At 64.8% G+C, this 23,969-nt stretch carries 15 protein-coding genes; 13 read left to right on the top strand and 2 right to left on the bottom strand.

Features of this window, described 5'->3' with window-relative positions:
- Positions 1-157: 157 nt before the first annotated feature.
- Positions 158-3,244, top strand: coding sequence for a calcium-binding protein (locus BMX43_RS07445; RefSeq protein WP_175482049.1), 3,087 nt, complete (start codon positions 158-160; stop codon positions 3,242-3,244).
- 71 nt (positions 3,245-3,315) lie between these two features.
- Here the strand turns inward: BMX43_RS07445 and dnaE are convergent, their stop codons facing one another.
- A complete protein-coding gene (dnaE, locus tag BMX43_RS07440; RefSeq protein ID WP_091299508.1) occupies positions 3,316-6,765 on the bottom strand; it encodes a DNA polymerase III subunit alpha in 3,450 nt (1,149 codons plus the stop codon).
- A 217-nt stretch (positions 6,766-6,982) separates the two neighbouring features.
- On the opposite strand from dnaE, the gene xdhA reads away from it, so the two are divergent.
- The 12 genes from xdhA (at position 6,983) to BMX43_RS07380 (ending at position 21,339) form a co-directional block, all read left to right on the top strand.
- On the top strand, positions 6,983-8,386 hold the full coding sequence (gene xdhA / locus BMX43_RS07435) for a xanthine dehydrogenase small subunit (protein WP_091299504.1): 1,404 nt from the start codon (positions 6,983-6,985) through the stop codon (positions 8,384-8,386).
- Positions 8,383-10,809, top strand: a complete 2,427-nt coding sequence (gene xdhB / locus BMX43_RS07430) for a xanthine dehydrogenase molybdopterin binding subunit (RefSeq protein ID WP_091299500.1) — start codon at positions 8,383-8,385, stop codon at positions 10,807-10,809. The genes xdhA and xdhB overlap by 4 nt, the downstream gene beginning before the upstream one ends.
- Positions 10,802-11,752, top strand: a complete 951-nt coding sequence (xdhC, locus tag BMX43_RS07425; protein WP_091299496.1) for a xanthine dehydrogenase accessory protein XdhC — start codon at positions 10,802-10,804, stop codon at positions 11,750-11,752. The genes xdhB and xdhC overlap by 8 nt, the downstream gene beginning before the upstream one ends.
- Positions 11,749-13,290: an ABC transporter ATP-binding protein gene (locus tag BMX43_RS07420; protein WP_091299492.1), complete on the top strand. Its 1,542-nt coding sequence runs from the start codon at positions 11,749-11,751 to the stop codon at positions 13,288-13,290. Before xdhC ends, BMX43_RS07420 begins: the two co-directional genes overlap by 4 nt.
- 98 nt (positions 13,291-13,388) lie before the next feature.
- Positions 13,389-14,471 carry an ABC transporter permease gene (locus BMX43_RS07415; protein WP_091299489.1) on the top strand — a complete coding sequence of 361 codons (1,083 nt, stop codon included), beginning with the start codon at positions 13,389-13,391 and terminating at the stop codon, positions 14,469-14,471.
- Positions 14,471-15,400, top strand: a complete 930-nt coding sequence (locus BMX43_RS07410; protein ID WP_091299485.1) for an ABC transporter permease — start codon at positions 14,471-14,473, stop codon at positions 15,398-15,400. Before BMX43_RS07415 ends, BMX43_RS07410 begins: the two co-directional genes overlap by 1 nt.
- A 57-nt stretch (positions 15,401-15,457) precedes the next feature.
- Positions 15,458-16,540, top strand: coding sequence for a BMP family ABC transporter substrate-binding protein (locus tag BMX43_RS07405; RefSeq protein WP_091299482.1), 1,083 nt, complete (start codon positions 15,458-15,460; stop codon positions 16,538-16,540).
- Between the two features lie 147 nt (positions 16,541-16,687).
- Positions 16,688-17,971 (top strand): NAD(P)/FAD-dependent oxidoreductase, encoded by a 1,284-nt coding sequence (locus BMX43_RS07400; RefSeq protein WP_091299479.1) that lies wholly within the window; start codon positions 16,688-16,690, stop codon positions 17,969-17,971.
- A gap of 85 nt (positions 17,972-18,056) precedes the next feature.
- Entirely contained in the window at positions 18,057-19,133 is a 1,077-nt protein-coding gene (locus BMX43_RS07395; protein ID WP_091299475.1) for an NAD(P)/FAD-dependent oxidoreductase, read from the top strand.
- A gap of 83 nt (positions 19,134-19,216) precedes the next feature.
- Positions 19,217-19,558, top strand: coding sequence for a carboxymuconolactone decarboxylase family protein (locus BMX43_RS07390; RefSeq protein WP_091299472.1), 342 nt, complete (start codon positions 19,217-19,219; stop codon positions 19,556-19,558).
- Between the two features lie 99 nt (positions 19,559-19,657).
- Positions 19,658-20,467 (top strand): GH25 family lysozyme, encoded by an 810-nt coding sequence (locus tag BMX43_RS07385; RefSeq protein WP_091299469.1) that lies wholly within the window; start codon positions 19,658-19,660, stop codon positions 20,465-20,467.
- Between the two features lie 131 nt (positions 20,468-20,598).
- Positions 20,599-21,339, top strand: a complete 741-nt coding sequence (locus BMX43_RS07380; RefSeq protein ID WP_091299465.1) for an HNH endonuclease — start codon at positions 20,599-20,601, stop codon at positions 21,337-21,339.
- A 53-nt stretch (positions 21,340-21,392) separates the two neighbouring features.
- Here BMX43_RS07380 and BMX43_RS07375 read toward each other — a convergent pair whose 3' ends face one another.
- Entirely contained in the window at positions 21,393-23,891 is a 2,499-nt protein-coding gene (locus tag BMX43_RS07375; RefSeq protein WP_091299462.1) for a GcvT family protein, read from the bottom strand.
- Between the last annotated feature and the right edge of the window lie 78 nt (positions 23,892-23,969).

The raw sequence follows: 23,969 nt of genomic DNA, 5'->3' as shown, positions 1-23,969 counted from the left end.
ACGCCCTGTTATCCCCCACACAAGACCCATGCCCGCCCACCCCAAGCGGCAGGACACGAATCGGCCCTAAAATGCAGCGTATCACCTGTTCGGGTGATGGGGCGAGGCAGGGATTTGCGGCATAGCTGGGCAAAGAAAATCAATGCAGGAGGATGCCATGGCTTTCATCACGGGCACCATCGACCCAGACACGATCAATGGCACCGACGAGTTCTCGGACTACATCACCGCATTGACCGGGAACGACGTGGTCAACGGCAACATGGGTGGCGACAACATCCTGGCGGGCGAGGGCGACGATACTGTCTATGGTGGCTTTCAGGGCGATTTCCTGACCGGCGAGGCCGGGGATGACGTGCTGGACGGGTTCAGCGGCGGCGACTACTTCTATGGCGGCGACGGCGTGGACACGATGACCGGCGGCTCGAGCAATGACATGTTCGGGGCCTATGGCACCACGGCAGGCAGCTTCACCGGCGATGTGATGAATGGTGGGTCGGGCACCGATACGCTGACGCTGGATTACGCGGCGCAGGCGGCGGGGCTGAACATCTCGATCGGGGACTGGATCGTGACCCAGAAGCTGACCGGCAATGTGTCGGTGACGCTGATCGAGAATTTCAACATCGCCGGAACCACACTGGCCGACCGCATCCTGGGCGGGATGAACAACGACTATTTCCAGGGCCGCGACGGCAATGACACGCTGCAGGGCAATGGCGGCAACGATTCCGTTGCGGCGGGCACGGGTGATGATCTGGTGCGCGGCGGCAAGGGGCACGACTTCCTTCAGGGCGAAGACGGCAATGACGCCTTGTTCGGCGATGAAGGCTATAACCAGCTTTACGGCGGCATCGGCAATGACACGCTGACCAACGACTATATGGGCTATGCCGATGGCGGCGAAGGCAACGACGTGCTCAACGGCGGCATCCATACCGACTCGATGGTCGGCGGGGTGGGCAATGACAAGCTGTTTGGCAATGTTGGCGACGACCGGCTCAGTGACACTTCCGGCAGCGACCTGATGGATGGCGGCACGGGCAATGATAGCGTGTCCTTCACCTTCAACGAAGGCCGCGACACGTTGCGCGGTGGCGTGGGTTATGACCGGCTGGAGATGACCTGGCTCACCGGCAATTTCGTGGCCAAGGCGCCGGGGCAGGTTGTGAGCCTGCTGGGCGGCAGCACGATCACCGGGTTCGAGGAATATTCGATCAGTGCGCTGGGCACCGAGAACAATATCATCCGGCTGCTGGACGGCAATGATACGGCCTATGGTGGCGGTGGCAATGACCGGCTGGACGGGGCAGCGGGCAATGACAACCTGAGCGGCGGGGATGGCGCGGATTCGCTTTATGGCGGGGTGGGTGACGATTTCCTGTCGATCGGCGGTGGCGGGGCCGATCATGTCGAGGGTGGCACCGGCACCGATCATCTGAGCATGTCCTATTGGGGCGAGACCACGAACATGGTGCTGAAGATCACCGGCACCAATGCGCTGCTGACTGGCGGCACGGTGGCCAAGGGGATCGAGCGGTTCTACATCCAGTTCGGCAATGGCAATGACCGCATCGCCTCGGTCGGTGCGGCCCTGCAGATCACCGCCAATGGCGGCGCGGGCAATGACACGCTTCTGGGCACCAGCCATGACTATGACTTTCTGACCGGCGATGCCGGGGACGACAGCATCAATGGCGGCGCCGGGGGTGACGGGCTGTATGGCGGGACCGGCAGCGATACGATGATCGGTGGCGTCGGCGCCGATACCATCGACGATGCAGGCGGCGACATGAACGTGATCGACGCGGGCGACGACAATGACCGGGTGAGCGTCGATAACGGCTATGGCGGCGAGGTGGGCAACTATCGCGTCAACCTTGGCGCGGGCGACGACTTCTTTTCGCGCGGGGGGCGGGCGACGGGCAGTGTTGTGGCACAGGGCGGCGCGGGGATCGACACCCTTGCGCTGTCGCTGGGATCGCAGGTCGATCCGGTGATCTTTACCCTGAGCGCGAATGTCAATCTGCTGGGCGGGTTGATCAAGGCCACCGCGTTCGAAGTGGCCAATGTCTATTCCGGGTCCGGCAATGACAAGCTGACCGGCGGCGCGCTGAACGATGTGTTCGATGGCGGCGCGGGCAATGACCGGCTGGATGGCAAGGCCGGGAATGACAGCATGAACGGCGCCGCCGGGGCGGATTCGCTGTATGGGGGCGATGGCAACGACTATCTGTCGAGCGGCGCCTATTATGCCTCGGAAGTGGGCGATGTGCTGGATGGCGGCGCGGGCGACGATACCGTGAACATGACGCATGGCGGCACGGCCTCGGGTGGCGTGGGCACCGACTATCTGTCGATCATCCTGTCGGACCAGACGGGGAACTTCACGCTCGACATCAACGCCGCGCAAAGCAAGCTGGATGCCACGACCAAGGTTTCGGGCTTCGAGCAACTGAGCTATCAGGGCAGTCAGGGCAATGACCGGGTGACCGGCGGTGCGCTGGCCGATGTGCTGAACGGGCAGGCGGGCAACGACCTTCTGCGCGGTGGCGCGGGCAATGACATCCTGTATGACGGTGCGGGCGACGACAAGCTGTATGGCGAGGCGGGCGACGATACCATGGCGCGCACCGATGCCACGGGCACCGATATCTTCGATGGCGGGGCGGGCACCGATACCTTCACCTTCAACATGTATGTGCTGTCGGCCCGGCTGGATCTGCTGGCGCAGGGCAACAATGCCGGGCAGGCAGAAGGGCTGACGCTGACCGGGTTCGAGAAGATCGTGGGCAGCTCGGCCGATGACGAATTGCTGGGCAGCAATGCTGCCGATGTTTTCGACGGTGCCTTCGGCGATGACGTTCTGATGGGCCGCAATGGCAACGACACGCTGAATGGCGGGTCGGGGGATGACTGGCTGACCGGCGGCGCGGGCAATGACCAGTTCCTGTTCGATTACTCGGCGCGCGGCAATACCGGCGACGTGGTGACCGATTTCACCCGTGGCGAGGACAAGCTGGCCTTCATCGGCTACAGTTTCAGCATGACCGACGATACGTTCCGCCTTGTGACCGGCGCTGATCCGCTGGCCACGGAACTGGCTGCCACCTTCCTGTTCGAAACCGATACCGGGCGGCTCTGGTTCGATGCGGACGGGTCGGGCGACTATGCAGAGGCCGAGTTCATCGCCATCCTGCAGGACGTGACGCAACTGACGCGCAGCGACTTCCTGCTGCTCTGACGCGGGCCGCCGCAAGGCAAAGCCATTTCATGACGGTCGGCGCGGAGTCCCCTCTCCGCGCCTATTTCGTTTCAGGCTTCCTCGACCATCAACACGCCGTTCATCGCCTTGATTGCGCCCTTCACCTGCGGCGTGACGGGGTAAAGGTCGGGCAGGGCCAGGTCGATCTCGCGGCCCTGCGCATCGGGCACGCATAACGTGATCTGCCCCTTGGTCCGCGCGGGCGCGATGGTGCCCAGCAGCGTGGCGATAGACTGCGCAGCTTCGGCATGGGTGATGTGGATGCGCAGGTTGGCCCCCCCGGCCTCGGCCGCCACGCTGTCGATGGGCTGGGCCCCGCGCGCCAGCAGTTTCAGCGTTTCGCCTTCCAGATTGGCCTCGACCGTCAGCACGACATTCTGGCCGGGTTCCAGAAAATCGCGGCATTGTTCCAGCGTGTCGGAAAACACGGTGACCTCGTAAAGCCCTGTCGGGTCAGACAGTTGCACGAAGGCAAAGCGGTTGCCCTTGGCGGATTTGCGTTCCTGCCGACTGCTGACCGATCCGGCCAGCTTGCCCACCACCGGCCCGCGTTCGCAGGCGGCGGTCAGTTCGGTCAGCGTCATCACCTTCTTGCGTTTCAGCGGCCCCATGTAATCGTCCAGCGGGTGGCCCGACAGATAGAAGCCGATCGCCTGATGTTCCTGCGCCAGCCGTTCCACCGGCAGCCAGTCGTTGCGGCTGCCAAGGCGGGGTTCGGGAATATCCGATCCGGCCTCGCCGAACAGGCTGACCTGACTGGAGGATTTCGCCTCGTGGATCGCGGCGGAATAGGCGACCAGCGCATCCAGCGCCTCGAACACGCGGGCGCGGTTGGGGTCGATCCGGTCAAAGGCGCCGGCGCGGGCCAGCATTTCCAGCGGGCGCTTGCCCACGCGTTTCAGATCCACCCGGCGGGCAAAATCGAACAGCGTGGCAAAAGGTTTCTCGCCTGCATCGGTCTTGCGCGCCTCGACGATCATCTTCATCGCCTCGACGCCGACATTCTTCAACGCACCAAGCGCATAGACGACCTGACCATTCACCACGGTAAAGGTGGCAAGGCTGGCATTGACGCAGGGCGCCACCGTCTTGATGCCCAGCTTGTCCACCTCGCGCTTGTAGACGGCCAGCTTGTCGGTCAGATGCATGTCGCAGTTCATCACCGCGGCCATGAATTCGACCGGGTAATTGGCTTTCAGCCAGGCGGTTTGATAGCTGACCACGGCATAGGCGGCAGCGTGGGATTTGTTGAAGCCGTAATTGGCAAATTTCTCCAGAAGGTCAAAGACTTCGCCCGCCTTCTTCGCGTCGATATTGTGGGTGGCCTTGGCACCTTCGATGAATTTCGGGCGTTCCTTCGCCATTTCCTCGGCGATCTTCTTGCCCATGGCGCGGCGCAACAGGTCTGCGCCGCCAAGGCTGTAGCCCGCCATGACCTGCGCGATCTGCATCACCTGTTCCTGATAGACGATGATGCCCTGCGTTTCCTTCAGGATCGGGTCGATGGTCGGATGCAGGCTTTCCAGATCGCGCAGCCCGTTCTTCACCTCGCAATAGACCGGAATGTTCTCCATCGGGCCGGGGCGATACAGGGCCACCAGCGCCACGATGTCTTCGATGCAGGTGGGCTTCATGCGGCGCAGCGCGTCCATCATGCCGGTGGATTCCACCTGGAACACCGCCACCGTCTTGGCTGCCGCGTAAAGCTCGTAGGTCGGTTTGTCGTCCAGCGGGATCAGGCTGATATCGACGCTGATCCCGCGCAGCTTCAGCAGGTCGATGGCGTTCTGGATCACCGTCAGGGTTTTCAGGCCCAGAAAGTCGAACTTCACCAACCCCGCCGCCTCGACCCATTTCATGTTGAACTGGGTGGCGGGCATGTCGGAGCGCGGGTCTTGATACAGCGGCACCAGCGCATCCAGCGGCCGGTCGCCGATCACCACCCCGGCGGCGTGGGTCGAGGCGTTGCGCAGCAGCCCCTCGATCTGCATCCCGTAATTCAGCAGCCGGTCCACCACCTCTTCGGCCTTGGCGGCCTCGCGCAGGCGCGGCTCGTCGGCCAGCGCCTTCTGGATGGAAACCGGCTTCACCCCGTCCATCGGGATCATTTTCGACAGGCGGTCCACCTGCCCGTAAGACATCTGCAACACCCGGCCCACGTCGCGCACGGCGGCTTTGGACAGCAGCGCGCCGAAGGTGATGATCTGCCCCACCTTGTCGCGCCCGTATTTTTCCTGAACGTAGCGGATCACCTCTTCCCGGCGATCCATGCAGAAGTCGATGTCGAAGTCGGGCATCGACACGCGTTCGGGGTTCAGGAAGCGTTCGAACAGCAGCGCATAGCGCAGGGGATCAAGGTCGGTGATGGTCAGCGCATAGGCCACCAACGAGCCGGCACCTGAGCCCCGGCCCGGCCCGACCGGAATGTCGTGATCCTTGGCCCATTTGATGAAATCGGCCACGATCAGGAAATAGCCGGGAAACCCCATCTTCTCGATAATGCCCAGCTCGAAATCCAGCCGCGCCTGATACTCTGCGGGGGGGACGGCATGGGGGATGATGGCAAGGCGGCGCTGCAACCCCTCGTTGGCCTGACGGCGCAGTTCCTGCACCTCGTCATCGGCGAATTTCGGCAGGATCGGGTTGCGCTTGGCGGCCTTGAAGGCACAGCGCCGCGCGATTTCCACCGTATTCTCCAGCGCCTCGGGCAGATCGGCGAACAGCGCGCACATCTCCGCTTCGGATTTGAAATAATGCTGCGGTGTCAACCGGCGGCGCGGAGTCTGCTGATCGACATAGGCGCCCTCCGCGATGCAGATCAGCGCGTCATGCGCCTCGTACATCTCGGTTTTGGGGAAATACACGTCATTGGTGGCGACCAGCGGCAGGCCCTTGTCATAGGCGATCTCGACAAAGCCGCGCTCGGTTGCCGCCTCGGCCTCCATCAGCCGACCGCCCTCGCCGGGATGGCGCTGCAATTCGACATACAGCCGCCCCGGATAGAACCCGGCCAGCCGCTCTACCAGCGCCTCGGCCTTGGCGCGGTTGCCTGATTGCAGGATCTTGCCCACCGGCCCCTCCGGCCCGCCGGTCAGGCAGATCAGCCCCTCGGCATGGGCCTCCAGATCGGCCATCGTGACCTGCGGCAACTGCCCGCCCTTGTCCACATAAAGGCACGAGGACAGTTTCATCAGGTTCATGTAACCCGCTTCGGTCTGCGCCAGCAGCACGACCGGGGCCGGGGGTTTGGGCTTTTCGCCGGGCGCGGCCTGTTCATAGCACAGCGACACCTGACAGCCGATGATCGGCTGCACCCCGGCGCCGCTGGCGATGGTGGAAAATTCCAGCGCGCCGAACATGGCATTGGTGTCGGTCATCGCCACCGCAGGCATGGATTGCGCGGCGCACAGCCCCACCAGCTTCTTGACCGGCACGGCGCCTTCAAGCAGCGAATATTCGGTATGCACGCGCAGATGGATGAATCGGACAGGTTCTGACATGCGCCGCAGCCTATCCGAGCGTCATGCCCGGCGAAAGGGCGGGCGATTTTTCGGCGTTGATTGAAACTGCATGTGCGAAAACCGGAAAGGTATGTCTTGCCATGGCGCCGGGGCGGCTGTTCTCTATAGTCATACAAGAACAGGGCGTCTCCCGGCTTTACGCCGCATCGGGCAGGGGGACAAGAAGCCACACGGGGAGAAGGCGGCGGGTTGTGACATGGCAGAGATCGCGTTTCTCCTGAACGGGACGCCGATCCGCGTGGGGGCAGAATCCCCGACGCGGACGCTTCTGGATTTTCTGCGGGAAACCAAGGGGTTGTGCGGCACGAAAGAGGGCTGCAATGAAGGCGATTGCGGCGCCTGCACCGTGATGGTGACGGATGAGGCCGGGCCGCGCGCGCTGAACGCCTGCATCCTGTTCCTGCCGCAACTGCACGGCAAAGCGGTGCGCACGGTCGAAGGCATCGCCGGGCCGGAGGGGCAGCTTCACCCGGTGCAACAGGCGATGATCGACCATCATGGCAGCCAGTGCGGCTTTTGCACGCCGGGCTTCATCGCCTCGATGGCGGTGGCGCATACACAGGGCCGCAGCGACCATGATGTGGTGTTGGCGGGCAACCTGTGCCGCTGCACCGGCTATGCCCCGATCATCCGCGCCGCCGAGGCCGCCGCCGCCCAGCCCGTGCCCGATTGGATGCAGGCCGACGCTGCCTTCATCTTGGCCCAAATATCCCCGGAGGGGTCCGGGGAGGCAGGCAGCCTCCCCGGCGCGTTCCGCCCGGAAACCACCGATGAGTTGGCAGACTGGTTCGCCGCCAACCCCGATGCCACGCTGGTGGCCGGGGCCACCGATGTCGGGCTCTGGGTCACCAAAGAGCTGCGCGCCTTGCCGAAACTCGCCTTCCTGAACGGCATTGCCGCGTTGCAACGCATCGAGACGGTGGGCGACAGCCTCCGCATCGGCGCGGGTGTCACGTTGACCGATCTGCGCGCGGCACTGGCCGGGCCGCATCCGCATGTCGCCGCGATGCTGGCGCGCTATGCCAGCGAACAGGTGCGCAATGCCGCGACGATCGGCGGCAATATCGCCAATGGCTCGCCCATCGGCGACGGGCCGCCCGCGCTGATCGCCCTGGGCGCCACGCTGCAGTTGCGCAAGGGCGACGTGGAGCGCGAGATGCCGCTGGAGGAATTCTTCCTTGATTACCGCAAGCAGGACCGTCAGCCGGGCGAATTCGTGGCGGCGGTGACGATCCCGGCACGCGCTCCGGGGCTGCGCTGCTACAAACTGTCCAAACGCTTCGATCAGGATATTTCGGCGGTGCTGGGCGCCTTCAACCTGACGGTGGAAAGCGGCACGATCACCGCCGCGCGCATCGCCTTTGGCGGCATGGCGGGTATCCCGAAACGCGCCGTGGCGATGGAGGCCGCGCTGATCGGCCAGCCCTTCACGCTGGCCAGCTTTGCCGCCGCCAAAGCCGCCTGCGCGCAGGATTTCACCCCGCTCTCCGACATGCGCGCCTCGGCCGCCTATCGGTTGGAGGCGGCGGGAAACATGGCGATCCGCTATTTCCATGATCTGAGCGGCACCGCCGTCAATGTGCTGGAGGTGCGGGCATGAGCATCGGCAAACCGCTGCCCCATGATGCGGCCCCGCTGCATGTCACCGGGCAGGCCCGCTATACCGACGATATTCCGCTGCCCGCCGGGGCGCTGCATCTGGCCTTCGGCCTGTCCACCTGCGCGCATGGCACGATCACCGCGATGGATCTGGACGCCGTGCGCGCTGCCCCCGGTGTGGTGGCGGTGCTGACCCCGGCCGATTTCCCCGAGATGCCGGATTGTTCGCCCTCGCTGGGGGACGAGCCTCTGCTGGCGCTGGGCGAGGTGCAGTATGTCGGCCAACCGGTGTTTCTGGTGGTGGCCGACAGCCATCTGGCGGCCCGCAAGGCGGCGCGGCTGGGAAAGCTGAGCTATGCCGAAAAGCCCGCGCTGCTGACGGTGGAGGCGGCCTTGGCGGCCAAGGCGCATTTCGAGGGCGGGCCGGTGATCTGGTCGCGCGGCGATGCGGCGGCGGCGATTGCCACGGCGCCCCATGTGGTCGAAGATCTGTTCGAGGTCGGCGGGCAGGAGCATTTCTATCTGGAAGGCCAGATCGCCGCCGCCTTGCCGCAAGAGGGCGGGGATATGGTGGTGTTGTCCTCGACCCAGCACCCGAGCGAGATCCAGCACAAGGTCGCCCATGCCCTGCATCTGCCGATGAACGCGGTGCGGGTCGAGGTGCGGCGGATGGGCGGCGGCTTTGGTGGCAAGGAAAGCCAGGGCAATGCGCTGGCCATCGCCTGCGCCTGGGTGGCGCGGCTGACCGGCAGGCCGGTCAAGATGCGCTATGACCGCGACGATGACATGGTGATCACCGGCAAGCGCCATGACCTGAAGATCCGCTACCGGGCGGGGTTCGATGGTCAGGGCAAGCTGCTGGGGATCGAGTTCCAGCACCTGATCCGCTGCGGCTGGTCGATGGACCTGTCGTTGCCGGTGGCCGATCGGGCGATGCTGCATGCCGACAACGCCTATCATCTGGCGCATGTGCGGATTGAAAGCCACCGGCTGCGCACCAACACCCAAAGCAACACGGCCTATCGCGGCTTTGGCGGGCCGCAGGGCGTGGTGGGGATCGAGCGGGTGATGGATCACATCGCCTTTGCCCTGAAGCTGGACCCGCTGGAGGTGCGGCGGCGGAATTTCTATGCGGAGAGCGTGGAGGGGGGGCTGTCTGCCCCCCCGGCCCCCCCCGAGGATATTTTTGCCAAGATGAAGGCAGAAGGGTTTGCGGCGAAGGCTGCCGCCCCGGGCAGCGGGCATCGCATCGGCGGGGCGCATTCTCCGAAAGGGCCGGGGCCGCAGACCACGCATTACGGGATGCCGGTCGAGGATTTCGTCGGGCGGGCGCTGGTGGCGCAGTTGGAGGAAAGCGCGGACTATCAGGCGCGGCGGGCCGAGATCGCGGCGTGGAATGCGGCGAACCCGGTGTTGAAGCGCGGCATCGCGCTGACGCCGGTGAAGTTCGGGATTTCCTTCACGCTGACCTGGCTCAATCAGGCGGGGGCTTTGGTGCATGTGTATCAGGATGGATCAATCCATCTGAACCATGGCGGCACCGAGATGGGGCAGGGGCTGTTTCTGAAAGTGGCGCAGGTCGCCGCCTCGGTCTTTGGCGTGGATGTGGCGGCGGTGAAGATCACCGCCACCGATACCGGCAAGGTGCCCAATACCTCGGCCACCGCAGCCTCGTCTGGCTCGGACATGAACGGCATGGCGGCGCGGGCGGCCTGCGAGACGATCCGGGCGCGGCTGGCGGATTTCATCGCCGAAAAGCATCAGGTGGCGGCGGAAACGGTGCGCTTTGAAGGCGGGCAGGTGAAGGTGGCGGGCGAGAGTTTCGACTTTGCCCGCGTGGTGGCCTGGGCCTATCAGGCACGGGTGTCGCTGTCTTCGACCGGGTTCTATGCCACGCCGAAGCTGCAATGGGACCGGGTGCGCGGGCAGGGGCGGCCGTTCCTGTATTTCGCCTATGGCGCGGCGGTGACCGAGGTGGTGATCGACACGCTGACCGGCGAGAACCGTATTCTGCAGGCGGATATCCTGCATGACACCGGCGCCAGTCTGAACCCGGCGATTGATATCGGGCAGGTGGAGGGCGCCTATGTGCAGGGCGTGGGCTGGCTGACCACGGAAGAGCTGGTCTGGGATGACAAGGGGCGGCTGCGCACCCATGCGCCCAGCACCTACAAGATCCCGGCCTGTTCGGATCGCCCGCCGGTGTTCAACGTGGCGCTGTGGGGCCAACCCAACCGCGAGGATACCGTGGGCAAATCGAAAGCGGTGGGTGAGCCGCCCTTCATGCTGGGGATTTCGGCGCTGATGGCGCTGTCGGATGCGGTGGCGGCCTGTGGCGATGGGTCGATCTATCCGGGCCTGAATGCGCCCGCCACGGCAGAGCGGGTGTTGTGGGCGGTGCAGCGGCAGCAGGGCCATGTTTGACCGGGCGGGGCTGCTGGCGGCTTTGGCACAACATGGCCGTGTGGTGCGCGTGGTGATCGCGGCGTTTGAAGGCTCGTCCCCGCGCGAGGCGGGGGCGGCGATGCTGGTCTGGCAGGGCGGGCAAAGCGGCACGATCGGCGGCGGCGCGCTGGAGTTTCAGGCCGTGGCGCGGGCGCAGGCGATGCTGGCGGGCGGGGTGGCGCTGCGGCTGGACCGCGTGGCGCTGGGGCCGGCGCTGGGGCAATGCTGTGGCGGTGCGGTGACGCTGGTGAGCGAGGTTTACGCGGCGGGCGACGTGCTGCCCGAGGATGTGGTGGTGCGGCCAGTGGCTGGGCTGTTGGGTGGCGGCGCGATGCCGCTGGCGGTGAAGCGGCTGCTGGCGTCGGCACGCGGGCAGGGTGTCGCCCCGCCGATAACGCTGCTGCAAGGCTGGCTGGTGGAGCCGGTGGCGCGGGTGGAGCGGCAGGTGTGGATCTGGGGCGCGGGCCATGTGGGCCGCGCGCTGGTGCAGGTGCTGGCCCCCTTGCCGGGGGTGGCGATCACTTGGGTTGATACCGGGGCAGAGCGGTTTCCGGCAGAGGTGCCGGATGGCGTGACGGTGCTGCCCGCCGCCGATCCTGCAGCACTGGTGGCCTTTGCGCCACTGGCGGCGGAGCATCTGGTGCTGACCTATTCCCATGCGCTGGATCTGGAGCTGTGTCACCGGCTGCTGACCCATGGGTTCCGGCATCTGGGGCTGATCGGGTCGGCCACCAAAGCGGCGCGGTTTCGGGCAAGGCTGCGCGATCTGGGGCATTTGCCTGCGGAAATTGCACGGATTGCCTGCCCGATGGGCGACAAGAGCCTTGGCAAACATCCGCAGGAGATTGCACTTGGGGTTGGGGTGGCCTTTTTGCGGCAGGGCCTGACACAGACGGCAAACCACGAAGAGAGGGCGGGATGAGCGACGCGACGACAGGCGGGGGCGAACTTCTGCGCATCGAGGGGGTCACCAAGGCCTATCCGGGCGTGGTGGCCAACAGCGATGTCTCTTTCACCATCCAGCAGGGCGAGGTTCATGCCCTGCTAGGCGAGAATGGCGCGGGCAAATCGACGCTGGTGAAGATGATCTACGGGCTGGTGAAGCCTGACAGCGGGCGGATGCGGCTGCGCGGCGCCGATTATGCGCCCAGCCAGCCCAGCGTGGCGCGCGCCTCGGGCGTGGGGATGGTGTTCCAGCATTTCAGCCTGTTCGAGGCGCTGACCGTGGCGGAAAACGTGACGCTGGGCATGGAAAACCCGCCGAAGCTGCGCGAATTGTCGGCGCGTATCCGCGCGGTGAGCGAGGAATACGGCCTGCCGCTGGACCCGTCGCGCATGGTGGGCGATCTGTCGGCGGGCGAACGCCAGCGGGTGGAGATCATCCGCTGCCTGCTGCAATCGCCGAAACTGCTGATCATGGACGAGCCGACCTCGGTGCTGACGCCGCAAGAGGTGGACATCCTGTTCCGCACGCTGCGGCAGTTGAAGGCCGAGGGGACATCCATCCTGTATATCTCGCACAAGCTGGAAGAAATCCGGGCGCTGTGCGACGAGGCGACGATCCTGCGGCGCGGCAAGATGGTGGCGACCTGCACCCCGCGCGAGCGCACGGCGCGCGAGATGGCGGAACTGATGGTCGGCGCCACGCTGACCCCGCCAGAGCGGCGGCGCGGAGAAAAGGGGCCTGTGGCGCTGGGGGTTTCGGACCTGTCGGTCGCCTCGCCCATCCCGTTCGGCACCAGCCTGAAGGGCGTCAGCTTTACCGTGGCGAAGGGCGAGGTGCTGGGCATTGCGGGCGTGGCGGGCAACGGGCAGGACGAATTGCTGCTGGCGCTGTCGGGCGAGTTGAAGGCCCCGGCAGACAAGGTGCGCATCAACAGCCAGCCGGTGGGCGATCTGGGCCCGACCGAGCGGCGGCGCGCCGGGCTGGTGGCCGCGCCGGAAGAACGGCTGGGCCATGCGGCGGCGCCGGACATGAGCCTGATGGAAAATGCGCTGCTGTCGGGCGCGGTGCGGCAGGGGCTGGTGCAGCGCGGCTTCATCGACTGGGCGAAGACCGCGCGTTTTGCCGAACAGATCGTGCAGGCGTTCGATGTGCGCACGCCGGGCATCCATGTTGCGGCGCGGGCGCTTTCGGGCGGCAATCTGCAAAAATTCGTGGTGGGGCGCGAGTTGTTGCAAGAGCCCGAGGTGATCGTGATCAACCAGCCCACCTGGGGCGTGGATGCGGCGGCGGCGGCGGCGATCCGGCAGGCGATTCTGGATCGGGCGGCGGCGGGGGCGGCTGTGGTGGTGATCAGCCAGGATCTGGATGAACTGCTGGAGATTGCCGACAGTTTTGCCGCGCTGAATGCGGGCAACCTGTCGAAGCCGCGCCCGGTGGAAGGGCTGACCATCGACGAGATCGGCCTGATGATGGGCGGCGTGCATGGCATGGAGGTGGCGCATCATGCGGGCTGAGGTGCCTGTGGCCGCCGGGAAGGGGGGCTGTCTGCCCCCCGTCGCCTTCGGCGACTCCCCCCGAGGATATTTTCAAACAGAAAATGGGCAGGTGATCCGTGCTGAAGCTTGAGAAACGGCCCTCGCCTTCGCAGTTCTGGAGCCGGGCCACCCCGGTTCTGGCGGTGGTGCTGACGATGATCGCGGGCGGCGTGATGTTTGCCGTGCTGGGCAAGGACCCGCTGGTGGCGATCCGCACGATTTTCTGGGACCCGCTGTTCGGCGAATTTGCCTGGTATCTGCGCGGGCAGTTGCTGGTGAAGGCCGGGCCGCTGATCCTGATCGCGGTGGGGCTGAGCCTTGGGTTCCGCGCGGGCATCTGGAACATCGGCGCCGAGGGGCAGTATATCATGGGCGCCATCTGCGGCGCGGCGGTGGGGCTGGCGGTCTATCCCACCGACAACCGGCTGATCTTTCCGTTGATGGTGGTGGCCGGGGCCTTTGGCGGCTGGGCCTGGGCGATGATCCCGGCGATTTTGAAGACCAAGTTCAACACCAACGAGATCCTCGTGTCGCTGATGCTGGTCTATGTGGCGCAGACGGTGCTGGCCATGGCCTCTACCGGGTTTCTGCGCAACCCCGAAGGGGCGGGCTTTCCGGGCAGCCGCAATTTCTCCAGCTATCCAGCTGCAGCGAACCCTGAACTGATCGCGGGCAGTGGGCTGCATTGGGGGGGCGTGGCGGCGCTGGGGGTTGTGGTGGCGGGCTATGTGCTGTTGCAGCGCCATATTCTGGGCTTTCACATCAAGCTGTCGGGGCAGGCGCCGCGCGCCGCGCGCTTTGCCGGGGTCAGCCCGCCGAAGCTGACGGTGCTGTGCATGGGGATCGCGGGCGCGCTGGCGGGTATGGCCGGGCTGTTCGAGGTGACGGGGCCGGCCGGGCAGATCAGCATCGACTTCAACGTGGGCTATGGCTTCACCGCGATCATCGTGGCGTTTCTGGGCCGGTTGAACCCGGTGGGGATCTTGCTGGCGGGGCTGTTGATGGCGCTGACCTATATCGGGGGCGAGATGGCTTCGACCAATCTGGGCCTGCCCTCGGCGGCGATTCAGGCGTTTCAGGGGATGTTGCTGTTCTTCCTGCTGGCCTGTGACGTGCTGACCAACTTCCGCATCCGACTGGCAAAACGGGAGGCCGTGTGATGTTCGGTTCCATTGATCCAACCTTTCTGATCGCCTCGCTGATGGTGGCGGCGGTGCCGATCATGCTGGCGGCGATTGGCGAACTGGTGGTTGAAAAGGCCGGTGTGCTGAACCTCGGGGTCGAGGGGATGATGATCATCGGTGCGGTGGTGGGCTTCGTGACGGCGGTGCAGACCGGCAGCCCCACGCTAGGCTTTCTGGGCGGCGCCTTGGGGGGCGCCTGTCTGAGCCTGATGTTCGCGGCGCTGACACAGGTCTTGCTGGCCAATCAGGTGGCGACAGGGCTGGCGCTGACGCTGTTCGGGCTGGGCCTGTCGTCGTTGATCGGGCAGAGCTATGTGGGCGTGCGGCCGCCGCTGATGGGTGATGTGCCCTTCGGGCCGCTGGCCGATCTGCCATGGGTGGGGCGCATCCTGTTCCAGCATGACCCGCTGGTCTATGTGTCCATCGGGGTGGTGGCGCTGGTCTGGGCGGTGCTGAAATACAGCCGGGCCGGGCTGATCCTGCGGGCGGTGGGCGAAAGTCACGATGCCGCCCATGCGCTGGGTTACAAAGTCCGGCGCATCCGGGTGCTGGCGATCCTGTTCGGCGGGGCAATGGCGGGGATGGGCGGCGCCTATCTGAGCCTGGTGCGCGTGCCGCAATGGGTGGACGGGATCACCGCAGGCGCGGGCTGGATCGCGCTGGCGATTGTGGTCTTTGCCAGTTGGAAACCCTGGCGCGTGTTGATGGGTGCCTATCTTTTTGGCGGAATCACCGTGCTGCAGCTTAATCTGCAAGCGGCAGGATCGCGGATTCCGGTCGAATACTTGTCGATGTCCCCCTATGTGATAACCATCCTCGTGCTGGTGATCATGTCATCGGGCCGGGGCCGGGCGGCGCTGAACGCGCCTGCCGCCCTTGGCCAGAACTTTCACGCCTCGCGCTAAACTGCGCCGGGCCAAGCCAAAACCGGGCACGCAAAGCCCGTCCAGAGGGAGAAGAAAATGCTCAGAAGAACCCTTCTTGCCACCGCCGCGCTCGGCCTCGGGCTGGCGTTCGGTGGTGCCGCGATGGCGCAGGACAAGACGAAGGCCTGCTGGGTCTATGTCGGCCCGATCGGGGATCTTGGCTGGTCGTATCAGCACCATCAGGGGCTTCTGGCCGTGCAGGTCGCTTACGGCGACAAGGTGGAAACCGCCTATCAGGAAAACGTGCCGGAAGGCGCCGATGCTGAACGCGTGCTGACGCAGATGGCGCTGTCGGGCTGCGACATCATCTTCACCACCTCTTTCGGCTATATGGATGCGACCAATGCCGTCGCCGCCAAGTTCCCGAACGTGAAGTTCGAACACGCGACCGGCTTCAAGCGCGAGCATCCCAACGTCTCCACCTATAACGCGCGCTTCTATGAGGGTCGCGCCGTGATGGGCACGATTGCGGGCCGGATGACCAAATCGAACAAGATCGGCTATATCGGGTCTTTCCCGATCCCCGAGGTGATTCAGGGCATCAACTCCAGCTATATCCACGCCAAGAAGGTGAACCCGGATGTCACCATGTCGGTGGTCTGGGCCTATACCTGGTTCGACCCGGCGAAAGAGGCCGATGCCGCCAAGGCGCTGATCGAACAGGGCGTGGACGTGATTCTGGCTCATACCGACTCCACCGCGCCGCTGGCCGAAGCGGCCAAGACGCCGGGTGTGATCGGCTTTGGTCAGGCCTCTGACATGCTGGATTATGCGCCCTCGCCGCGCGTGTCGTCGATCGTGGACAACTGGGCGCCCTATTATGTGAAACAGGTCGGCGCCGTGCTGGATGGCACCTGGGCACAGACCGACACCTGGGCCGGGATCGGCGATGGCGAAGTGCAGATCGGCGCGATCACCGAGGCGGTGCCCGCCGAAGTGAAGGCCGAGGCCGAGGCGCTGGCCGCCAAGATCGCCTCGGGCGAATATCACCCCTTCACCGGCCCGCTGAACAAACAGGATGGCTCTGTCTGGCTGGCGGATGGCGTGGTGGCCAACGATGGCGAACTGGCCGGCCTGAACTTCTATGTTGAAGGCATCACCGGCGACATTCCGAAGTGATCGCCCACTGATTCGACATGGGAAGGCCCGCTTCGGCGGGCCTTTTTCGGTTCCGGGTCAGGGCTTTGCGCAATCCTGCAATTTTGCTTTGATATATTCATATTTGAATATATATATCGGACAAGAGATTGCTTGGGAGGGCGGAACATGGCGCATATTGTGGTGCTGGGGGCGGGGCTTGGCGGGTCGATCATGGCCTATGAGCTGAAAGATCAACTGCGACCGGAAGATACGGTAACGGTGATCACCAAAGACCCGAAATACCATTTCGTGCCCTCCAACCCGTGGATTGCCGTCGGCTGGCGCGAGCGGGAAGACATCACCGTCGATCTGGCGCCGACCATGGCGAAGAAGGGCATCGCCTTCAAAACCGTGCCCGCCGCAAAGCTGCACCCCGAGGAAAACCGGGTGGAGCTGGCCGATGGCAGTTCGGTTTCCTATGATTACATCGTGATCGCCACCGGCCCGGAACTGGCCTTTGACGAGATCGAGGGCTTCGGGCCGGAGGGGCATACCCAATCGGTGTGTCATGTGGACCATGCGCTGAAGGCGCGCGAGGCGTTCGAGGAATTCTGCAAGAACCCCAAGCCGATCATCATCGGCGCGGTGCAGGGCGCAAGCTGCTATGGCCCGGCCTATGAATTCACCTTCATTCTGGAAACCGAACTGCGCCGCCGCAAGATCCGCGATCAGGTGCCGATGACCTTCATCACCTCGGAACCCTATGTTGGGCATCTGGGGCTGGATGGGGTGGGCGACACCAAGGGCCTGCTGGAATCCGAAATGCGGGCCAAGCATATCAAATGGATGACATCTTCGCGGGTGAAGAAGGTCGAAGACGGCAAGATGACCGTTGAAGAAATCAACGATGATGGATCCGTGAAGGCCGAGAAGGAAATGCCCTTTGGCTTTGCCATGATGCTGCCCGCCTTCCGGGGGATCAAGGCGGTGTCGGGGATCGACGGGCTGAGCAATCCGCGTGGGTTTACCATCGTGGACAAGTATCAGCGCAACCCCAAGTTCCAGAACGTCTTTGCCGTGGGCGTGTGCGTGGCGATCCCGCCGATGGGGCCGACTCCGGTGCCTTGCGGTGTGCCGAAAACCGGCTTCATGATCGAAAGCATGGTCACCGCCACGGCGCATAACATCGGTAATCTGGTGCGCGGGAAAGAGCCGGATCGCGTGGGCACCTGGAACGCCGTCTGTTTGGCCGATTTCGGCGATAGCGGCATCGCCTTCGTGGCCCAGCCGCAGATCCCGCCGCGCAACGTCAACTGGTCATCCAGCGGCAAATGGGTGCATCTGGCCAAGATCGGCTTCGAAAAATACTTCATTCACAAGGTCCGCAAGGGCACGTCGGAGCCCTATTACGAAAAGGCCGCGCTGAAGATGCTGGGCATCGACAAGCTGAAGGCGACGCAAAAGGGCTGAACCGGGTTTCTGTGCGAGTGTCCCCGGGGGGCCAGAGCGATCTGGCCCCCTTTTCTTTATCGTTTGATCAAGTAATCTGCGCCGCATGACATATGATTTTCTCATCATCGGTGGCGGCATTGCGGGTCTTTCCGCGGCGGCTGAACTGGCCCCCTTGGGCAGCGTTCTGGTGCTGGAGGCGGAAGAGCATCTGGCCCACCATGCCTCGGGCCGATCAGCGGCGCTGTATGAGCCGCGCTATGGGCTGGCCCCGGTGGTGGAACTGTCGCTTGCCTCGGAGGCGGCGTTTCGGGCGATGCCGGGGATGCTGTCGGATCGCGGGTTGATGATTGTGGCGAAGGCCGATCAACAGGCCGAATTTGCGCGCGATCTCAAGGGTTTCGGGTTGGAGCAGGTTTCGGTGGCCGAGGCGCGGGCGCGGGTGCCGGTGATCAACCCGGATACGGTTGCCCTGGCGGCGATGGCCGATCACGCCTGGGACATCGACACGGACCGGCTGATCCAGAGCCATGTGAAACGGCTGCGCGCGGCGGGGGGCGAGGTGGAAACCAACGCGCGGGTGACGGGGATCATGCGCAATGGCGCGGGCTGGCATGTGGAAAGCGGCGCGGGCGCCCATGTCGGGCGGGTGCTGATCAACGCGGCGGGGGCTTGGGTCGATGACGTGGCGCGCATGGCCAAGGTGCGCCCGCTGGGCTTCACGCCCAACCGCCGTTCGATGGCGCGGATTCCGGCGCCGGGCGGGCAGGATGTCAGCCGCTGGCCGATGATCTTTGGCGCCGGGGAAAGCTGGTATGCCAAGCCGGATGCCGGGGCGCTGATCGTCTCGCCCGCCGAGGAACACCCGATGGGGCCGCAGGATGCCTGGGCCGATGACATGGTGCTGGCCGAAGGGCTGGCGCGCTATGAGGAGATGGTGACGGAGCCGGTGACGCGGCTGCTGGCCAATTGGGCGGGCTTGCGCACCTTTGCGCCGGACCGGGTGCTGGTGATCGGGCGCGACCCAGCAGTGCCGAATTTCTTCTGGCTGGCGGGGCAGGGCGGCTATGGGTTCCAGACCTCGCCGGCCGCTGCGGCGCTGGTGGCCGATCTGCTGGGCGAGCGGCCGAGCGGGCTTTCGGCGGGGTTGATTGCCAGCCTGTCTCCGGCGCGGTTTGGCTGATTTTCACATTCACCAACTGATATATGTCAAGGTCGGGCCGGTATTTCCCTGTCATTCTGCCCGCAGAATGACAGGAGTTTCCAATGGGTTACAAAGCCAAGATCGACGAGATGCGCGCCGAGCTTCGGGTGATGAACAAGCTGATTCCCGAGGCGATGCAAGGGTTTAACGCGCTGTCCAAGGCGGCCAAGGACAATGGGCCGCTGGGGGTGAAGGAAAAGGAGTTCGTGGCGCTGGGGATTGCCATTTCGCAGCGGTGCGAGCCTTGCATCAACTTCCATGTCGAGGCGCTGATGAAAGCGGGCGGCACGCGTGAGGAGTTGGGCGATGTGCTGGCGATGGCGGTGCAGATGGGCGGCGGGCCGGCGGTGATGTATGCGGGCCATGCGCTGGCCGCCTGGGACGAGCTTGCCGCGCTGGGCTGAGCGGCAGGGTAACAAGGCGTTTACCGGGCGGGGCATTTCCGCCGTGACAAGCCTGCCCGCATCGGCAACGATGCGGGCAATGTACTTTCTGAGGTTGCGATGACTCCGAAGCCCTTTGCGCTGACTGCCCTGATCTGCCTGCTGGCCGCCTGTGGCGGGGGAGGCGGGCGCGATACCGGGGGGCAGGCGCCTGCCGCCGTACCCGCCGCGCAGGTGACCGAGGCGCGCTTCGGCGATGCCGATCCGCACCCGGCGATTGCCGGGCCGCTGCGCAGCCATAAGGTGCATGGCATTGATCTGGCACGCTTTCAGACGGCTGTCGATTGGCCGACGGCCCGGGCCAATGGGGTGAATTTCGCCTTCATCAAGGCGACCGAGGGCGGTGACCGGGTGGACGAGATGTTCGCCAGCCATTGGCGCGGGGCGGCGCGGGCGGGGGTGCGGCGGGGGGCCTATCACTTCTTCTACCATTGCCGCGCGCCGGAAGAGCAGGCGGCCTGGTTCTTCAGGAACGTGCCGCGCCAGTCGGGCGATCTGCCCCCGGTGATCGACATGGAGTGGACGCCGACCAGCCCCACCTGCACCATCCGCCGCCCGGCAGAGGAGATCCGCGCCGACGCGCGGGTGCTTATCCGTTTGTTTACAGAGCATTACGGCACGGCGCCGATTCTGTACACAACGGTGGATTTCTATCAGGAAAATCACCTGTGGCATCTGGACGGGGTGGATTTCTGGCTGCGGTCCGTCGCGGCGCATCCGTCGGACATATATGTCGGACAACATTGGAAATTCTGGCAATACAGCTCCACCGGGCGGGTGCCGGGGATCGCCGAGGAGACCGATCTGAACGTGTTCGACGGCACGCCAGCGCAATGGGCCGACTGGCTGGCGCGGCGGGCGCAACCCTAGAAAAGCGGGGGGTGACAGGCGGCGGCTTTGCGTACACCCCCCGTACACCCCCTGTCGTGCCAGCTTGGCGGGGCCGTCAGGCTTGCCCGTGGCGCGCTTCCCTGGCAGGTTGACCGCCAAACGGGGGCAGAATGGCCGAGCGGCGGAACTGGACGGAGGCAGAGGTGCGCGCCGCTTTGGCGTTGTATCTTGTCACCGAGTTCGGGCGCTTTCACAGCCGCAACCCTGACATCATCCGTCTGGCGGCCCGGCTGGGGCGGACGGCCGCAGCGGTGGCGCTGAAGCTGACCAACCTTGCCGCGCTGGATGACAGTTTGCCGCAGAAGGGCATGGCCAATGCCTCGGCCACCGACCGGCGGGTCTGGGCGGAGTATCTGCGTGCGCCCGAAGCGGTGATCGCGGCCTATGCGCAGCAATCTGCGGCGCCCATGCCGGGGCCGGGGCTGGCCGAGGCGGCCGCGGCGTTCGATCACCGGGGCGGCGGGGTGCGGGACAGCGTGGTGCAGACGCGGGTGGGGCAGGATCTGTTCCGCCGCACCATCCTGACCAGCTATCGCAACCGCTGTGCGTTGACCGGAATCGACGATCCGCGCCTGTTGACGGCGAGCCATATCCTGCCCTGGGCCGAGGCACCGGAGATGCGGATGCGGCCCACCAATGGCATCTGTCTGAACGCCCTGCATGACCGCGCCTTTGACCGGCATCTCATCACCTTTGGCGAGGATTGGCGGATGATCGTTTCGCCGCATCTGTCTGCCGACAGCCGGGCGCAATTGGTGCGCGGGGTCGATCAGCCGCTGGAAATGCCCGCCCGTTTTGCCCCCGATGCCGGGTTCATGCAGGCGCATCGCCAGCGTTTCGCCAGCGCCTGACAGCACAAAGCCGCCCCGAGGGGCGGCTTTGGCCATCGCGCGGCTGGAGGAGGTCAGCCGTCGATGCGGATGCGGGCGTTGGACGGGTCGAACGGGCTGTCTTCGACAACCACGGCGTCCCATTCCTGCAGCAGCATCTTCACTTTCAGTTTCGTGCCGACCTCGGACAGTTCGACCGGCACATAGCCCATGCCGATCTGCTTGCCGAAGGCCACCGAGTATCCGCCAGAGGTGAGGCGGCCAACCTTGATGCCGTCATTCAGGATCGCCTCTTTGCCCCAGGGATCGGTATCGGACGGGCCGTCGATCAGCAGGGTGACGCATTTCGACCGGATCCCGGTATCCAGCATCGCCTGCTTGCCTTTGAAGTCTTTCTTCAGATCGACGAAGCGGTCGAGCGCGGCTTCCAGCGGGGTTGCGTCGCGGCCCAGTTCGTTGCCGAAGGCGCGGTAGGATTTTTCCTGACGCAGCCAGTTCTGCGCGCGGGCGCCGACGCCTTTCAGCCCGTGCTTTTCACCGACCGACCAGAGCAGATCCCACAGGTAGCGGCCAAATTCGATCGGGTAGTGCAGTTCCCAACCGAGTTCGCCGGTATAGGCCACGCGGATCGCGCGGACCGGGCACATGCCCAGTTCGATGTCGCGGTAGCTGAGCCAGGGGAAGCGCTTGTTCGACAGCACGGTGTCGGGGTTGGCATCCTTGACGAGGTCTTTGAGCAGGGCGCGGGCGTTCGGGCCTGCCAGCGCATAGACGCCCCATTGGGTGGTGACATCGTGGATGTCGATATAGCCGCCGCCGTTGCCCATGAAATCTTCGGCCGATTTCAGCAGGAAGTCCGAGTCGTAAGAGGTCCATGCCCCGGCAGAGATGAGGTAGTATTCATTCTCTTTCAGCCGGACGATGGTGTATTCGGTGCGGGTGGTGCCCGCCTCGGTCAACGCATAGGTCAGGTTGATGCGGCCGACCTTGGGCAGGGTGTTGCAGGTGAAATGGTCGAGGAAGGCGGTGGCACCGGGGCCGCGCACGAGGTGCTTGGTGAAGGCGGTGGCGTCGATGATGCCGACCGTGTTGCGCACGGCCTCGGCTTCGGCCTTGGCATAGGGCCACCAGGCGCCGCGACGGAAGCTGCGGCTGTCATGGTCGAAGGAGGCGGGCGCATCTTTCGGGCCATAGTAGTTCGGGCGATCCCAGCCGTTCACCTGACCGAATTGCGCGCCCATGTCCTTCTGGCGGTCATAGGCGGGGGCGGTGCGCAGCGGGCGGCAGGCTTCGCGCTCTTCATCCGGGTGGTGCAGGATGAAGACGTGCTCATAGCATTCCTCGTTCTTGCGGGCAGCGTATTCGGTGGTCATCCACTGGCCGTAGCGGCGCGGATCAAGGCTGGCCATGTCGATTTCGGCTTCGCCTGCGGTCATCATCTGGGCGAGGTAATAGCCGGTGCCGCCTGCGGCGGTGATGCCGAAGCTGAAGCCCTCGGCGATCCACATGTTGCGCAGGCCGGGGACCGGGCCGACCAGCGGGTTGCCGTCGGGGGTGTAGCAGATCGGGCCGTTGAAATCGTCTTTCAGGCCGACGGTTTCCGACGAGGGCAGGCGGTGGATCATCGACATGTATTCCGTCTCGATCCGTTCCAGATCCAGCGGGAACAGGTCGGCGCGGAAGCTCTCCGGCACGTCATAGAGGAAGCGGGCGGGGGCGCCTGCCTCATACGGCCCCAGAATCCAGCCGCCGCGTTCTTCGCGCACATACCATTTGGCATCGGCGTCGCGCAGCACCGGGTGTTCGGGGTTGTTCTTGCGGAATTCCTGCAGCATCGGATCGGGTTCGGTCACGATGAACTGGTGTTCCACCGGAATGGCCGGGATCTTCACGCCCAGCAGGCGGGCGGTGCGTTGGGCGTGGTTGCCGGTGGCGGTGACCACATGTTCGGCCACGATCTCGAACTTTTCTTCACCGGCGACCAGCATCCCGCCTTTTTCGACCATGCGGGTGCAGGACACGATCCATTCGCTGCCGGTCCAGCGGTAGCCATCGACCTGCACCTTGCGCTCGATCGTGGCGCCAAGCTGGCGGGCGCCCTTGGCCATCGCCTGCGTCACGTCGGCCGGGTTGATGTAGCCATCCTGCGGGTGATAGAGCGCGCCGACCAGATCGCTGGTGTTCAAGAGCGGCCAACGCTCTTTCATCTGCGCGGGGGTGAGGAATTCATGGTAGACCCCGGCGGTTTCGGCGACCGAGGAATAGAGCATGTATTCATCCATGCGTTCCTGGCGCTGCGCCATGCGCAGGTTGCCGCAGATCGAGAAGCCCGCGTTCAGGCCGGTTTCGGCCTCCAGCCCCTTGTAGAAATCCACCGAGTATTTGTGGATATGGGTGGTGGCGTAGCTCATGTTGAACAGCGGCAGCAGGCCTGCGGCGTGCCAGGTGGAGCCGGAGGTCAGCTCGTCGCGTTCGACGAGCATGGTGTCCCAGCCGGCTTTGGCAAGGTGGTAGGCAATGCCGTTGCCGACGGCACCGCCACCGACAACGAGGGCTTTGACATGGGTTTTCATCGGGCGTCTCCGTGGCGCTGGAATTTTTTCCATAGATGCCAGAGGTCGCGCGAAACAGACACGATGGTCCGACCTAAA

The sequence above is a fragment of the Gemmobacter aquatilis genome (assembly GCF_900110025.1).
Classification (GTDB): domain Bacteria; phylum Pseudomonadota; class Alphaproteobacteria; order Rhodobacterales; family Rhodobacteraceae; genus Gemmobacter; species Gemmobacter aquatilis.
The sequence above is the reverse complement of the archived record's forward strand: the minus strand, read 5'-3'. Positions and strand labels throughout refer to the sequence as shown.

Bases quoted from the DNA above. Each gene is read 5' to 3' on its own strand.
- BMX43_RS07375 (WP_091299462.1), bottom strand. From the start codon at position 23,891: ATGAAAACCCATGTCAAAGCCCTCGTTGTCGGTGGCGGTGCCGTCGGC.
- xdhA (WP_091299504.1), top strand. From the start codon at position 6,983: ATGGCAGAGATCGCGTTTCTCCTGAACGGGACGCCGATCCGCGTGGGG.
- BMX43_RS07390 (WP_091299472.1), top strand. From the start codon at position 19,217: ATGGGTTACAAAGCCAAGATCGACGAGATGCGCGCCGAGCTTCGGGTG.
- BMX43_RS07410 (WP_091299485.1), top strand. From the start codon at position 14,471: ATGTTCGGTTCCATTGATCCAACCTTTCTGATCGCCTCGCTGATGGTG.
- xdhB (WP_091299500.1), top strand. From the start codon at position 8,383: ATGAGCATCGGCAAACCGCTGCCCCATGATGCGGCCCCGCTGCATGTC.
- BMX43_RS07405 (WP_091299482.1), top strand. From the start codon at position 15,458: ATGCTCAGAAGAACCCTTCTTGCCACCGCCGCGCTCGGCCTCGGGCTG.
- xdhC (WP_091299496.1), top strand. From the start codon at position 10,802: ATGTTTGACCGGGCGGGGCTGCTGGCGGCTTTGGCACAACATGGCCGT.
- BMX43_RS07445 (WP_175482049.1), top strand. From the start codon at position 158: ATGGCTTTCATCACGGGCACCATCGACCCAGACACGATCAATGGCACC.
- BMX43_RS07400 (WP_091299479.1), top strand. From the start codon at position 16,688: ATGGCGCATATTGTGGTGCTGGGGGCGGGGCTTGGCGGGTCGATCATG.
- BMX43_RS07420 (WP_091299492.1), top strand. From the start codon at position 11,749: ATGAGCGACGCGACGACAGGCGGGGGCGAACTTCTGCGCATCGAGGGG.
- BMX43_RS07380 (WP_091299465.1), top strand. From the start codon at position 20,599: ATGGCCGAGCGGCGGAACTGGACGGAGGCAGAGGTGCGCGCCGCTTTG.
- BMX43_RS07385 (WP_091299469.1), top strand. From the start codon at position 19,658: ATGACTCCGAAGCCCTTTGCGCTGACTGCCCTGATCTGCCTGCTGGCC.
- BMX43_RS07395 (WP_091299475.1), top strand. From the start codon at position 18,057: ATGACATATGATTTTCTCATCATCGGTGGCGGCATTGCGGGTCTTTCC.
- dnaE (WP_091299508.1), bottom strand. From the start codon at position 6,765: ATGTCAGAACCTGTCCGATTCATCCATCTGCGCGTGCATACCGAATAT.